This is a genomic window from Syntrophales bacterium, assembly GCA_030655775.1.
Taxonomy (GTDB): Bacteria; Desulfobacterota; Syntrophia; order Syntrophales; family JADFWA01; genus JAUSPI01.
In genome coordinates, this window is sequence record JAUSPI010000095.1 from 1 (window position 1) to 14,192 (window position 14,192).

Below are 14,192 nucleotides of genomic sequence, written 5' to 3' on the forward strand. Positions count from 1 at the left end.
TCGATTAGTGCGGACCACAAAGAATGAAGAAAAAGATCGAGTTGAGGCAGATCAACAAGAATAACCGCCGGGAATCCGTCAATCCGGAAGGTCAAGGGAAATCTCCGTTTTCCCCTTGACAAAACTTATCATGGATGTCCCTATTTATGCCTATTTATGAGAGAAGCGGAATGTAGGTTTGGTGCAGAGTCGTGTTCGACAGTTTTACGCGGTCTGGCGAGACATTTCTTGATACGAAAATTCCCACAGCCCTGCATTAGCTTTTGCGTGTTCAATTGTCATACTCACGAGATTGCCTTTTTCGTCAATGTCCACATAAATGTTTTCACTTATCTCTTTCGTCTCATAGACTTCCCTGTCTGTGAATTCAACGTGAGCAGTGTCAGTGTCAGAAAAATATTTTACTTTCATAGTTTAATCCTCCTGGTAAGACCTATCGAAGAAGGTATTATGCACCGTTTCTCCATCATCGAGCAAGATAACCCTTAAATATTTGCCTACTTCTGATATTTTGGCCCATTTTCTGATCCTTCCATCCGATTGAGTCTCGGTTTTTTCAGGATTGGCAATGACAAATTTTATCCATTCTTCTTTGATTTGGGCTCGATCAGATCTTTTCTTTGTATAATCAAAATATTGTGTTGTTTTCACTATTTCAACATCCAATTAGATCATTTTCTATCTGCCGAATGCCGAGTTGACGGGCAGATTTGCCTTGTTCTATTATCTTCAATTTTGTTACTATTTTTATCAGACAGGGGAGTATTGTATCATATGTCAACATCTAAAAACACATCTAAAAACAGGAGGCTGCTCGATGAAGTGCGGGATGATATAGGTGATTTCAGGAAGTAGAAAAGTCCTATTTCTCTGATAGATATTCAGCCTCTTTTCTGCCCGCCTCTTCGTTCACAAAGTAAAACAGAATGCCGCCGGCTATAAAAAAGAGTGAAACGGAGGAAATACCGATACGCGATGCGATATGGCTACTGTATCCCATAGATCTGACCAGAAGGCCTGTGGCACCAATAAGAACGGGACCGACAATAACTGAAAATTTGCCGATCATATTATAAAATCCGAAATACTCTGCCGACTTATCAATTGGAATTATCTTAGCATAAAATGAGCGGCTGAGTGCCTGAATGCCACCCTGAACCAGCCCGATTATAATGGCAAGGATATAGAATTCGCTTTTGCTCTGCATGAAGGCACCCCAGATGGAAACGCAAAGATATACCGCAATGGCAATAAAAATCGCGCGTTTGGTGCCGATCTTCCCCCCTAAATAGCCGAATCCTATGGAAGATGGAAAACCGACGAACTGCGTAATGAGCAGGGCAACTATGAGATCCTTGAACTCAAACCCGATTGACATGCCATAATCCAGCGCCATACGTATAATTGTGCCAACACCGTCAATATACAGCCAGTAAGCCATGAGAAACAGAAAGATGACCTTCAAATGGCGAATTTCCTGAAAGGTATTTCTTAATTGAATAAGGCCAGCCTTCGCTATGTTCAAGGTGGATTCGCCCTGCGCACGAGCGGGTTCCTTAACAAACAGAAATATCGGAATGGAGAAAACAGCCCACCAGATACTCACTGAAAGAAATGAAAATCTCACTGCATCTTCTGCACCGGCAAATCCAAAGGTCTCCGGTCTGAGAACCATCCATACATTGACCGCGAAAAGGATACCGCCCCCCAAATATCCGAGGGCAAACCCCAGTGCGGAAACCGAATCCATTTTCCCCCTGGATGCAACACCGGTGATCAATGAATCATAAAAGATGTTTCCCCCCGAGAATCCGACAACAGCAAAGATATAAAGCGCAACTGCCATGGGCCAATTCCCCTTTGAGACAAGATAGAGAGATGAGGTCATTACCACGCCGATAAAGGCAAATAAAAAGAGTAATTTCTTTTTTACCCCTCCCCTGTCCGCAATAGCGCCAAGTATTGGTGCACACAGAGCCACGGCAATGCCGGCAATGGAATTCGCCAGCCCGAGTTTTGCCGTACTCACCACGGGGTCGGCGCCGGCACTCCAGAACTGCTTAAAAAAAACAGGGAAGAATGCAGCCATGACCGTTGTGGCAAAGGCCGAATTAGCCCAGTCATACATCGCCCAGCCGAATATCGCTTTTTTGTTGCCAAGTTTCATAGTTCACGACCCGTTACTTATTCTACTACGATACAGCCATTCTTCTCCACGAAACAGATATGCAGCACAGTCTTTTTCTATCAGGAATTGCCCACAAATACAAATGTCCCGGAAAATCTCAATGTTTTTGTTGCAATATTGTGATCTATTCTACTACATAGATCTTCCATGGTGAAATATATGAATGAAGAAACAGTGGCAGCTTTAAAAGACTGGTTTTCCGGGTATGTGCAGATATTTAAGTCGGTTGATGACGATTTGGAACAGAACACTGTCCTGAAAGAAGAACATACCGAACGGGTGTGCGGTGAGATTCTGAACATTGGTGAAAAACTTGGATTGCATGATAAAGATCTCTGCCTGGCCGAGGTCATTGCCCTTCTCCATGACATTGGCCGTTTTGAACAGTATGCCCGTTATCGAACCTTTGTCGACTTTCACTCTGTGAATCATGCCGAACATGGGATAAAGATACTGCAGGAAAATGGTGTGCTCAGCGGTATAGATGAATCGACACAAAAGCTGATTCTGCAAACAATTTTATACCACAACCGTGCGGCTCTGCCACAAAAAGAGACAGAAAAATGCCTCTTCTTTACAAAATTGCTGCGCGATGCCGACAAACTGGATATCTGGCGGGTGGTCACCGATTATTACCGGCGGAAGAATGGAAAGCGAAATGGTGCGCTTGAGCTTGGCCTGCCCGATACACCGGGAATTTCTGATGATGTCTATAATGATTTGCTGGAGGGAAAAATCGTGGATGTTACACACCTGAAAAACCTGAATGACTTCAAGCTGCTTCAGATCGGGTGGATCTACGACATCAATTTTACCCCTACCTTTCAGTGCATCAAAGAGAGGAGATATATAGAGATGATCCGCGACGTCCTGCCTGAATCAAAGAAGGTAGAAAGAATCTTTTCTGTGGCTCAATCGTACCTTGATGAACAGATAAAGGACGCTTAGAAGATCGTGCAAAAACTCGCCTGCTGGTCATAGTCTCTTTTAATTTACCCTTATTTTGCAGAACCGGCTATTTTTTGCGGTTCTTCAAAATCTCTATTGTTTCAGCAATTTCCTGGTCTGAAACTTCCTGCCGGAGCTTCTCCATCTTGTGCATCACCTCTGCAAATCGAATACCCTCAGCCGCACTGATCCACGCAAGCTGGAGTCGCTCCGGGCGGATGCCCAGTTTTTCCATCCTTTTGTGGATTTTCTTGATTCTTTTTTCGGTCCAATGATTGGCGTCAATATAGTGGCAGTCGCCAATATGACATCCGCTGACAAGAACAACCGGGGCACCTTGAAGAAAGCCATGCCAGATGAATTCTTCATCAACACGGCCTGAACACATGGTTCGTATAAGACGAACGTTGGCAGGATATTGCAAACGCGAGACGCCCGCATAATCTGCCCCGGCATATGAACACCAGTTGCAGGCGAATGCCAGAACCTTCTCTCCGGGCGTTTCTTCAAGCATGGCATCGATCTGCCTGGTGATCTGATCATCCGTAAAATGGTTCATGATGATGGCCCCAAAAGGACATTCTGCAGCACAGGTACCGCAACCGGCACATGCCGCGGTATTTACGACCGCCGGAGTTTTTTTCTTTACATCAACGGTAATCGCATTGTAAGGGCACACCTCCACACATATTCCACAGGATTTACAATGCTCATGAATTATTTCGGAGGTAATTGGTTCTGAAGTAATTTCACCTTTATGCATCAGCCTTATGGCACGCGCGGCTGCTGCGGAGGCCTGAGTAACGCTATCTTTTATGTCCTTTGGACTTTCAGCGCATCCACAGTAAAAAACGCCCCGCGTGGCAGCATCTACCGGCAGCAGTTTTGGATGGGCTTCCAGGAAAAACCCATCGGAAGTCAACTGAAGCCCCAGCATTTCCTGAAGTTTTTTGGTGCCTTGTGCCGGCTGGATACCCAGGGCCAACACCAGCATATCCAGGTCATAAAAATCCAGTTTTCCCGTGGCTGTATTTTCAACTGCGACTCTAAGACTTTTATCCGGCAGCTCCTCTACATTGCCCGGTAAACTCCTCAGATAATGAACCCCCAATCTGCGGCTGCGCATATAAAGTTCTTCGAAACCTTTCCCAAATGCGCGAATATCGATATAGAATACCTTTATGTCCATTTCAGGATAATGTTCTTTAAGTATCAGAGTGCTCTTTACAGTATTCATACAGCAAACATTTGAACAGTAACTGCTGCCTTTCCTCGCAGAACGGGAACCGACACATTGAATAAAACCGATGGATACTGGTCTTTTTTTGTCTGTGGGACGTATCAGCTCTCCCTGGGAAGGGCCTCCCGCATTGACAAGTCGCTCAAATTCCATACTGGTCAGCACATTTTCAAACCTTGTGTATCCGTATTCGTCAAGCTCAGTGGGATTATAGGGCTCCAGACCGGTTGCCACAATAATAGAGCCCACTTTTTCCACAAACTCTTCATCGGACATGTTAAAATCAATACAGCCCTTATCACAGGCATCGATGCATTTGGAACATACGGAAGGGGTATGACCGAGGCATTCATTGATATTAATCAAATAAGCAGAAGGTACAGCCTGGGGAAAGGGTGAATAAATGGCCTTGCGTGAAGAAAGCCCCACATCGAACTCATCCGGGCGAACTACCGGACAAACTTTTGCGCATTCTCCACATACCGTGCACTGATTTTCGTCCACATAGCGTGCCCTCTTAACAATCCGAACCTCAAAGTTGCCCACATAACCTTTAACATCCACAACCTCACTCATGGTGAGGAGTTTTATCCTGGGATGTCGACCGACATCCGTCATCTTCGGCCCGAGAATTCAGATGGAACAGTCCATGGTGGGAAAGGTCTTTTCCAGTTGAGCCATAATACCGCCAATGGACGGCTTCTTCTCCACCAGGATGACTTCATAGTCACTGTCTGCAAGATCAAGAGCGGCCTGAATTCCGGAAATACCACCTCCAATAATCATGGCCCGTTTTGTAAGTGGCAGAATTTCTTCAGTGAGCGGCCAGAGCAGTCGCGCCCGTGAAACAGCCATTTTTACCAGATCCGTAGCCTTTTGCGTGGCGGCTTCGGGCTCATGCATATGAACCCAGCTGCATTGTTCACGAAGATTGGCCATTTCGAGTAGATAAGGGTTGAGACCAACGGACTGTATCATCTGGCGAAATGTAGGTTCATGAAGCCTCGGTGAACAAGAGGCTACCACAATTCGGTCCAATTTATGTTCAACGATATCATCTTTGATTTCCTGCTGTCCCGGTTCCGAACAGGCATAAATAAGATCTTTTGAAATAACAACATCATCAAGTTCTGATGCTATTTCAGCCACCTTCCGGCAGTCCACTGACTGGGCAATATTTAAACCACAGTGGCACACATACACACCAACACGCACCTCCTGCACGGCAGCGGTCGAAATTTTTGCTAAATTACTTGCTTCCATCTTTGTTCCTCAAATTATAATATTTATATTAACGAAAGGTAATCACCAACTATCTCCTGTGAAAACAATTACTTCCAGTATATAGTCCTGGCAATAAGACTTGCCAGGTCTACCATTTCAATCTCAAGCTCCTCTCCTCGAAAAGGGTCCTCCATGGCACATTTCAGATGAATCTGGCATTTCGGACAAGCAGTGACCAGAAGATTGCTTCCCGTATCATGTGCCTGCTTGAGACGCTTTACTTGAAGTGTTTTACTGAAAGAATCACATCCGGTCCATGCACAGTTTCCACAGCATATAGCAGAATTTCCACTGTTCTGCATTTCCTGGAAACTGACGGCTTTGAGATGACTAATCAGCATTCGTGGCAACTCTGCCCCCTGTTCAAATCGGCTCAGGCGGCATGGATCCTGAAAGGTCAACCTCTTGTCAATTTTTTTGAAATCAACGGCGCCCTTGGCAATTTCGTTTTCCAGAAAACTATAAAGGTGCGTTACCTTGACATTTAATTCTATTCCTTGCCGCTGATAGTCGTGTGAGAGCGTCCGGTAACATTCCGGACAAGCAGTAATAACTTCCTCGACTCCAAGGTCTTGAATCATTTCCACGTTTAAGGCACCGAGCTTCTTGTAATTATCCCGGTCGCCGGACCAGAGGAGATCATGTCCACAACATCGTTCATCGTGAAGCAGTGCAGGTTGAATATCAAAAAAATTGATGAGGCGAAGACTGTCTACCAGAATATCTCTGGTTTTAACACCGAGATGTTTTCTGAAAAATATGTCTAAGTACGTCGCACACCCGCCCCAAAAAAGGACATTGCTTTCGTCATCAATGACAATATCTTCGGGAAGCCAGTCCCAGCGTTTTGCAGTCAGTCCGGGAGATGTCATCACTCTCATAAGAGAGTGAAAAAAGCCCCCGTGAACCGGATGAGTATCTCCTTTTCTTTTCTGTATAAACGCCCGGATATCCCTGATAAACCCCGGGAAATTGATGGCAGAGGGACATCGATCATAACAGAGCCCGCAAGTCAGGCATGCAAAGACATTATCCTGGACTGAAGGAGAATCTATATCACCTGCTATTATAGAAGTCACCAGAGCACGGGGAGAAAACGGTTTTCCAGCCACAGCCAGCGAACAGGCAGACGTGCATTTTCCGCAGTCCTGGCATGCAAAGACATTATGAAAAGAAACAATATCGGCCACTGATTCCCCGCTGATAACTTCTTCCGGTGCCTCTCCGACCGGGATCACCGGACTTTTTCCCAACCGTTTTATTTGATCTGTAAAATCTACAAGAAACTGCAGCAATTCATCTGATTCATCAGGTAAAAACGTGGCCCAACAAAGACGATCTTTTCCCAAACCTAAACATTGAAGAATTTCCCGTGAGTCTGCCGTATTATCGTGGGCAGTGACAGTTCCACTTCCATATCGACAAGTTCCGGGGTCACACCCAACGAGAGCAACTCCATCGGCTCCTTTTTCAAAAGCTTTTAAAAGTAACGCCTTGCTGATTCTTCCGGTACAGGGTATCCGAATCATTCTTATTTCAGGAGGAATTTCAGCCCTCTGATCCTGAAGAGTTTGAAATGCAGAATGCGGTCCCCAGTTACACATGAACAAGGCAATATTGAAATTATCCATTTTCCCCTTATAATCCTTAAATCCTATAATAACTCCTCAAGCATTCGTTCAAGAAACCTCTGGCTTCTATATGGACTGTCAGCGGCATTAGTGGGACAAACGGAAATACAGTTTCCGCATCCTTTACACAGTGCTTCATCCACCGACGCACACCATCCATCAACGGCATTTCTTTTCAGAGAAACCGCCATATATGGGCACACTCGCAAGCACCGACCGCAACCGCGGCATAATGTCTCATCTACCACAACGGTAAATCCTTTGCTCTGACGAGGCCCACGGGGCATCACAGTAGCTGCCAGAACCGCAGCAGCCATTCCCTTCTTTCTTTTAGAAACATTTACCCCCGGCGGATCTGCCAAAAAGAGTCCTGAGATGGAAGTAGCTCCAGGATAAAAAAATGATATGCCAGGGATACCTTCTTGTTGATAAACGGTTTTAATCTGACCTGACAGTCCTTCAGTCTGTATATATTGAATCGCCTTTCTCGACTTCTCGTCCAGGATAACCGCTCCTACCCGAAGGGTTTGCTGAAAACCGTCCGATTCAACAAATACGTTGAAATTACCCAGGGTTCCACTCAATCTCTCAACGGAAGACCTGCTAAAAATGTGAACATTTGGACGACTCAGTTGTTCAGGCACAGGGTTTTCTGATGATCCAAACCAGAATACCTCCAGACCAGCTTCTGCAAGCGTGAAAACACTGTTAAATGCGGCCTCAGACTTTCCTATCACTGCAGTGGTAAAATTATAGTTTCTTGCAAGTACAGGAAGGGATTTTAAAATTCTTGCACGTCTGACCGACCGATCAATCAATCCTGAAAATCTGTTTAATGCCAGGGAAGGATCCTGACCTATCAATCGCAAGACCTCTCCTCTCAGATTGCAGGTTTCAACCATAGCGCGGCTTACCCCTGATCCGGTAAAGATGGAATGTTTCAGCCGGCTTCTCTGGTCTGTACATGCACTGCATGCAAAATTCATCGGGCAGCATACACAGGAGGCTAAAACCATGCGGGTTATACCTTTTTCGCGAATGGTTCTTAATATCCTTGTAGATCCTTCCGGCGTACAGGCAGAAGAAATCTCTTCAGCATGGACCACCTCTGTTAGATTACTCAATCCGTTTACGTATTCACTCATGCCATCAAGCCACCCGAGGGAATCGTTACACCTGCATACAAAAATTCCCAAACGAATATCTGGAGAAAGACCCGGGTCGGGAGGAGAAACCGATATTCCGTGACCTCTCAGCCTCTGAGTGGTTCCTTGAAGAAGGGTCATGGCTTTTGCCGCGGCTGCAAAACCGCGCATAATCATGGCATAAACATCAGTCTTGGAAGCCATAGGACCATACGCCCTAATGACATCCTCTCCCCTGACCCGCGGGGCAATTTCCGGATCTGCAATAATGAGTACGCCGGCATTGTCAATTATCTTTTCAGGTAGTTCTCCGTGATTTACCGCTTTGATTGCATCACATACATAAATACACTCAAGACACTCGGAACAGACCCCACATTGAAGGCAGCGCCCTGACTCCAACGATACCTGAGGTTCATTCAAGCCCAGAGCAACCTCTGAAAAATCTTCCTTTCGAACGGCAGGCTGTCTTTCAGGCATTGTCGGTCGAAATTCAGAGGGAATATCCGCAGATATGTCCGGAAATTCCTTGTCTTCCGGCCTCATGGTCTGCATACCCCCTCTGTGCTTTCCGGAAATATCCCTATGTACCGAACGGGCAGCAGCTTTCCCGGATGCCATTGCTTCAACTACTGAAGAAGGACCTGAAACCGCGTCTCCGGATGCATAAACGCCTTCAAGGCTGGTACGCATGGATTCATCTACCTCAATCAATCCTTTGCCGGTAACATTGAATGCGGCTTTATATGAAAATCCCCCCTTACCCCCCTTTAGTAAAGGGGGGATGGGGGGATTTTCATGCTCCGTTTCAGAATCTTTGTTGAAGTTCCCCGTTTGACCGATTGCAACAAAAACCCGGTCAAAATTCAGTTCAAACGCTTCTTGCCCCGGAATAACTACAGCCCTTGGAATACCGCGGGCATCAGGTTCTCCGGGTTGGGTGGACATACACTGCAGTCGATCCAGTTTTTCATTTTTTCCCTTGAAGGCAACAACCTGAGTGCAATCCTTAATTGTAACCCCTTCTTCCAGTGCAGCAGCTATTTCTTCAGGATCGGCAGGCATATCCTGTTTTCGCCGACGATAAAGCACAGTAGGAGATGCTCCAAGTCGAACAAGAGCACGGGCAACATCAATTGCCGAGTTGCCACCACCAATAACGGCTACGCTCTCTTTTAGTTCTCTTATTTCACCCCGGCAAACTTTTTCCAGAAAAGGCAAAGACCCTTCAATCCCTGCCAGATCTTCCCCGGGTGCACCGAGACTCTCGTCTGCCCACGTTCCGACAGCTAAGATGACAGCATCAAAATCTTTTCTGATTTGCTTCAGGTCATGATCAAAATCAACAGGATGGCCGGTAACGAATTTTACCCCCAGCCTTCTAATATATTCGATTTCAATGTCAAGGATATCCCTGGGAAGACGATGTGGTCCGACTACGTATCGAAGCATCCCGCCTGCCATTTCATTCTTTTCAAAAACCGTGACCTGATATCCCAGGCGGGCGAGATCCGCTGCTGCAGCAAGACCGGCAGGTCCCGAACCTATAACGGCAATCTTCTCTGTTTTTTCGGTACAGATATCCGAGGGTCTTACTTCTCCGGGATGGGAAATCTCATAGTCTGCTAAAAACCGTTTGATATCACGAATGGAGATGGGTTCATCCAGGTCGCCTCTCAGACATGCTTTTTCACAGGGATGGGTGCAAACGCGTCCGCAGATGCCGGGTAAAACATTATCCTTTCTGATCAAATCCAGTGCGTCCTGATACCTGCCGGCTTTGGTCAGTGCAATATAACCCTGTACATTAACGCCCAGTGGACAGTTTTCCTGACAAAGCGGCTGGCGTCTCTTGTCGATAACTGCCCGTCCGGGAAGACTCCGCCGACTGTTAATTTTGATGGCTTTTTCTTCTTCAGAAACAGAAACCGGGCAAATCTCAACGCATCGACCGCAAAGCGTGCATCGATCCGGATCAACAAATGTCTGTATCTTGTTAATGCGTACACGAAATCCCTGAGGGGCATGCTTAATCGAGGTTATTTCGGCAGGCATGACGCATTGAATAGCAGAATTCCTTAAAATCCGGATAAGTCCAGGCCTATGGGCATGGTTCAGCGGTAAACCGGAATTGAGCTTCCAATCATCCCGGGACAACTTGAGATCAAGATCACAATCATTATCCACAAGTGTCACCGGGATTCCCAGTTCTCCCAACTTGTTGGTCGCTGATATACCGGCCGGTGTCGCACCGATAACAATAACTTTATGAAGCCTGTCTTTCGATCGTTTCATGAAAGAGTCCCTGTTCGTCCGGAGGCCTTTTTCTTACGCCCCTTAAGCGTGGCAAGACCGGAATCCCAGCCCTTATTAAAGGCCATGATGTTCATTTCCTCTGTTCCCCCGGGCACCGATTCTGCAACGGTATTCCGTGCTGCTTCGGGGGATACAGTTTTTGTAATAGCAGTTAAAAAACCTATCATAATGATATTGGCCATCATCTTCTGTCCCAGTTCTTCGGCAATGCGAGTAGCTGGAACAGAATAAAAGTTTTTGGCCCCGTGCGGCCGAACCAGATCCTCATCAATCAGCAGAACCCCATCGGGTTTCAATTGTCCTATGAATTTATCATAGCCACCCTGGGACATACACACGAGAATATCAGGATCTTTTATGTAAGGATAATGGATGATATTATCTGAAATAACAATCTGAGCGTTGCATGCTCCGCCTCGTGACTCGGGTCCGTAAGACTGAACAAAGGTACTTTCCCTCTTGTCACCTAAAGCAGCCGCTCTTCCAAGGATACGACCAGCCAGGATAACACCCTGACCTCCAAATCCCGTTATGATAATTTCCTTTCTTGCTTTTCCTTGATTTCGCGTATCAGTCATAGATTAGAACCCGAAGTAAAAAACTTTATTCAGTGTTAACGGATTTATAGAGTTTGTCATACCTTTCCAGCCACGTTTTTCGATCCACATCGACAAATGTACCAAGGATAATTCCTTTTTCCATATCTATATCCAGCTCAAAGGGAGACGCTTGATTTTTTATAATAGTTTTCTCCTGGTAAATCCTCAACATATCCATCAGCTTCAACTTGTTACGTCGGCCATAATTCACAGGACAGGGAGAAAGAACTTCAATAAAGGAAAATCCCTTTTTTAGCAGCGCCTCTTCCACTGAGTCTGTAAACTCCCGTGTGTGCAATGTGGTCCATCTGGCCACATAGGTTGCTCCAGAAGCGATTGCCATGAGCGGCAAATTAAAAGGAATATCCGGATTTCCCGCAGAGGTCGTCGTTGTCTTGGCCATATACGGCGTGGTTGCCGCCACCTGACCACCGGTCATGCCGTAATTTAAATTGTTGATGCAGACAACCGTAATATCAACATTGCGCCTTGCGGCATGAATAAAATGGTTCCCGCCAATTGCAAACAGGTCACCATCTCCGCTAAATACCAGTACATTGAGTTCCGGGTTAGCGATTTTCAATCCTGTTGCAAAGGGAATTGCCCTTCCATGCGTTGTATGAAAGGAATCCAGATTAACATAACCGGCAGCACGTCCCGAGCAGCCGATTCCGGAAACCATAACCATCTTTGAGGTATCAATACCGCTGTCTTTTATCGCGGTCAGACATGAAGAAAAAGCCGTCCCTATCCCGCATCCGGGACACCAAATATGAGGTATACGATCCTTCCGAAGGAGATAATCGAGCGGGTGTTCCGATTTTTTGTCGGCCTTTTTCAATTTTACGGACATGGTTAAAAGGCCTCCTTCAATACTTTGAGAACCCTGTCCGGAGAAATTATTGTACCGCCCGGATGCCCGACCAGAAAGGAGGGTACTTTGCCGCCTAAAGATCGCTCAACTTCAAGATGAATCTGCCCTAAATTTATCTCTACTGTCACGAATCCTTTCACTCTTTCTGCCAGCTTCCTAATCTGATCCTCTGGAAAAGGCCACACCGTAACAAGCCGTAAAAGACCCGCTTTAATTCCCAGCTTCCTGGCAATATCAACTGCAGCCATGCCGGTTCGAGCGGAAACCCCATAAGATACAATGGCAATTTCAGCGTCATCCAGGTAATAACTCTCAGTCCGAATAATATCATCCAGATTTTTGCGAATCTTATTGGTAATCCTGGCTATCATCTCTTCCTGCCCCTCCACGGTCAAAGCCGGATAACCCCTCTCATCGTGAGTGAGGCCAGAGACATGTATGTTAAACCCGTCGCCTGCCGAAGGCATGGGTGCAACCCCATTTGGTCCGGGTTCGAAAAGCTTAAATCGATCCTTCCGTCCCTTTGGTTTCGGTCTGGATCGTATCACAATGTCTTTTGACCGGGGTATGATTACCCTTTCGCTCATATGCCCGACCATCTCATCGCTCATAATCAATACAGGCAAGCGGTAGGTTTCACTCAGGTTAAACGCGGTAATCGTCTGATAAAACATATCCTGGGGGGAAGATGGCGCAAGTGCAATTATCTCATAGTGACCATGAGAACCCCATCGCGCCTGCATCATATCTGCCTGTGCACCCTGGGTCGGAAGACCTGTAGACGGCCCGGCCCGCTGTACATTAACGATCACACATGGGGTTTCCGTACAGATCCCAAGTCCGATATTTTCCATCATGAGGCTGAAACCCGGCCCGGAAGTAGCAGTCATGCTTTTAACGCCTGCCCATGAAGCACCGAGCACAGAACCGACAGCGGCAATTTCGTCTTCCATCTGAATAAACGTTCCCCCAACCCCCGGAAGTCTTTCAGACATATGCTCGCCTATCTCTGTAGCAGGAGTTATAGGGTACCCACCGAAAAACCGGCATCCCGCCGCCAGTGCCCCTTCTGCACAGGCAACATCACCTGTTATATAATGCTCACCCGTGAGGATTGTTGGTTCCATTCCACCCCTCGTCTCAACTCTTTTTATGATAGTGTCCTAAAATCCGACTTTCCTGATTCACAAAGATTCTTCCTCTTCCTGCACGTCTTGTTGATTAAGAGCCTTGACAGAATAGATGGCGAACTCCGGGCAAATGATTTCACAATAATGACAGTTCACACAGGCATCGGCTTTCTTTACTACAGGAGGATGATACCCCTTTTTATTGAATCTTGAAGAAACCTTCAGCACCTGCCGGGGACAGAACTCTATACAGTATCCACACCCCTTACATCGATCTTCAAGGATGTGTACTTTACCCCGAGTAACCTGTACTTTATCCACATCAAGTGGAACCCGCCAGAATTCCATAGACCCCTTCTCCAAAATTTAAGCTGTTTTCTATTAAATGATCACTAAAGACGGCAACCTATATCAATAGCAGAGTAAATGTCAAGCAATATTGTCTCAAAAATTCAAAAAAACGAGACACCCTACCACTTTTTCCGTGGGTATGAGGCTATTTTTAAAACCTTATATCATGTGGGTTAATTATGCTTGGGGTAGAAACTCTTATTGGGCAAGTCTGAAAGGAAATAATGAGAAAGGAAGGTGCCAGGGGAACACCCCGGTTTCATCGGTATACAACAAGGACATTACTTTAAAAATTATTGAAAAAACAAGGGGATGAGGACAGATAAAGGAGGGGGGAGTTGGGGGCAGGCTTGGCTCTTATTCTTTTTCTCCTATCACATCATCAATAGTATCAGATATTGTGCCGTACCAATCGATATAGCCACCTAATTCGTCTCCTACTCGTTTCAATTCTTCTTCATTGAGATGTCGATCTAATCTTTCACC

11 protein-coding genes are annotated in these 14,192 nt (G+C 46.1%); 1 reads left to right on the forward strand and 10 read right to left on the reverse strand.

What is annotated here, in order from left to right; genetic code table 11:
• Positions 1-204: 204 nt before the first annotated feature.
• From Q7J27_04770 to Q7J27_04780, 3 genes are all read right to left on the reverse strand, one after another.
• Positions 205-411 carry a DUF2283 domain-containing protein gene (locus Q7J27_04770; protein ID MDO9528458.1) on the reverse strand — a complete coding sequence of 69 codons (207 nt, stop codon included), beginning with the start codon at positions 409-411 and terminating at the stop codon, positions 205-207.
• Positions 412-414: 3 nt separating this feature from the next.
• Positions 415-651 carry a hypothetical protein gene (locus Q7J27_04775; GenBank protein MDO9528459.1) on the reverse strand — a complete coding sequence of 79 codons (237 nt, stop codon included), beginning with the start codon at positions 649-651 and terminating at the stop codon, positions 415-417.
• Positions 652-862: 211 nt separating this feature from the next.
• Complete coding sequence (locus Q7J27_04780) at positions 863-2,167, reverse strand: MFS transporter (protein MDO9528460.1); 1,305 nt, start codon at positions 2,165-2,167, stop codon at positions 863-865.
• Positions 2,168-2,347: 180 nt separating this feature from the next.
• Here Q7J27_04780 and Q7J27_04785 point away from each other — a divergent pair, with 180 nt between their 5' ends.
• Positions 2,348-3,136 carry an HD domain-containing protein gene (locus Q7J27_04785; protein ID MDO9528461.1) on the forward strand — a complete coding sequence of 263 codons (789 nt, stop codon included), beginning with the start codon at positions 2,348-2,350 and terminating at the stop codon, positions 3,134-3,136.
• A 67-nt stretch (positions 3,137-3,203) separates the two neighbouring features.
• Here Q7J27_04785 and hdrA2 read toward each other — a convergent pair whose 3' ends face one another.
• The 7 genes from hdrA2 to Q7J27_04820 form a co-directional block, all read right to left on the reverse strand.
• Positions 3,204-5,639 carry a CoB-CoM heterodisulfide reductase HdrA2 gene (gene hdrA2, locus Q7J27_04790; GenBank protein ID MDO9528462.1) on the reverse strand — a complete coding sequence of 812 codons (2,436 nt, stop codon included), beginning with the start codon at positions 5,637-5,639 and terminating at the stop codon, positions 3,204-3,206.
• 68 nt (positions 5,640-5,707) lie between these two features.
• Complete coding sequence (locus Q7J27_04795; protein MDO9528463.1) at positions 5,708-7,291, reverse strand: hydrogenase iron-sulfur subunit; 1,584 nt, start codon at positions 7,289-7,291, stop codon at positions 5,708-5,710.
• Between the two features lie 23 nt (positions 7,292-7,314).
• Positions 7,315-10,731, reverse strand: a complete 3,417-nt coding sequence (locus Q7J27_04800) for an FAD-dependent oxidoreductase (protein ID MDO9528464.1) — start codon at positions 10,729-10,731, stop codon at positions 7,315-7,317.
• Positions 10,728-11,330 (reverse strand): 2-oxoacid:acceptor oxidoreductase family protein, encoded by a 603-nt coding sequence (locus Q7J27_04805; GenBank protein MDO9528465.1) that lies wholly within the window; start codon positions 11,328-11,330, stop codon positions 10,728-10,730. Before Q7J27_04805 ends, Q7J27_04800 begins: the two co-directional genes overlap by 4 nt.
• Positions 11,331-11,355: 25 nt before the next feature.
• Positions 11,356-12,204, reverse strand: coding sequence for a 2-oxoacid:ferredoxin oxidoreductase subunit beta (locus Q7J27_04810; GenBank protein MDO9528466.1), 849 nt, complete (start codon positions 12,202-12,204; stop codon positions 11,356-11,358).
• 2 nt (positions 12,205-12,206) lie between these two features.
• Positions 12,207-13,352 (reverse strand): 2-oxoacid:acceptor oxidoreductase subunit alpha, encoded by a 1,146-nt coding sequence (locus Q7J27_04815; GenBank protein MDO9528467.1) that lies wholly within the window; start codon positions 13,350-13,352, stop codon positions 12,207-12,209.
• Between the two features lie 57 nt (positions 13,353-13,409).
• Positions 13,410-13,703, reverse strand: coding sequence for a ferredoxin family protein (locus Q7J27_04820; protein ID MDO9528468.1), 294 nt, complete (start codon positions 13,701-13,703; stop codon positions 13,410-13,412).
• Positions 13,704-14,192 lie beyond the last annotated feature (489 nt).